Source organism: Pontibacter toksunensis (genome assembly GCF_042686245.1).
GTDB lineage: Bacteria > Bacteroidota > Bacteroidia > Cytophagales > Hymenobacteraceae > Pontibacter > Pontibacter toksunensis.
The window spans coordinates 1-907 of record NZ_JBHUOX010000096.1 but is presented as its reverse complement, the minus strand read 5'-3'; the positions used below and the strand labels follow the sequence as shown (position 1 = coordinate 907).

Sequence of the window (907 nt, the reverse complement as noted above, 5' to 3'; positions counted from 1 at the left end):
GTCGGGCGGCAGCGTCTCAGACATTCCTCTGGGCAGCGCCCCGAGCAGCACCAGCCAGCTGAGCCTGTTCGAGGCGCCATCAGGACTAGGCAGCAACTACGGGGCCAGGGTCAGGGGCTATATTTGCGTACCGCAGACAGGCAACTACACCTTCTTCATCGCCTCGGATGACAACTCGGAGCTGTGGCTGAGCACCACCGACAGCCCCTCTGGCAAGGTGAAAATCGCCTCCGTCACCGGCTGGACCAGCTCCCGCCAGTGGAACAAGTACGCTTCGCAAAAGTCGACGGCCGTGCGGCTGGAGGCAGGGAAGCGCTACTACATCGAGGCCCTGCACAAGCAGAGCTGGGGCGGCGACAACCTGGCCGTGGCCTGGCAGCTGCCGGACGGGAAAACAGAGGCGCCCATCCCCGGAAGCAGGCTTTCGCCTGCTGGAACCACCACCTCCAATCAGCCTCCTGTAGCCAGTGCCGGTCCGGACAAGTCCATCACCCTGCCGACAAACAGCGTGCAGCTGAGCGGCTCGGGAACAGACAGTGACGGAACCATCAGTGGCTATAGCTGGAGCCAGGTGAGCGGGCCGAGCACCGCCACCTTCAGCAGTAAGACAGTAGCTTCTCCTACGGTGGGCAGCCTGCTGGAGGGCACCTACGTCTTCCGCCTCACGGTACAGGATAATGGAGGACTGACCGCCTCTGACGATGCCACTGTCACGGTGCAGCCGGCCACCACCACCGCCTGCACCGCCTCGGGCACCATCCTGCGGGAGCACTGGGCAAACGTGTCGGGCGGCAGCGTCTCAGACATTCCCCTGGGCAGCGCCCCGAGCAGCACCAGCCAGCTGAGCCTGTTCGAGGCACCGAGCGGGCTGGGCAGCAACTACGGCGCCAGGGTCAGGGGCTACATC

General features: G+C 64.8%; 1 protein-coding gene. It reads left to right on the top strand.

The window, feature by feature from the left end:
- Window positions 1-907: PKD domain-containing protein (locus ACFS7Z_RS27280; RefSeq protein WP_377492670.1), on the top strand; the 907-nt coding region annotated here is incomplete at both ends.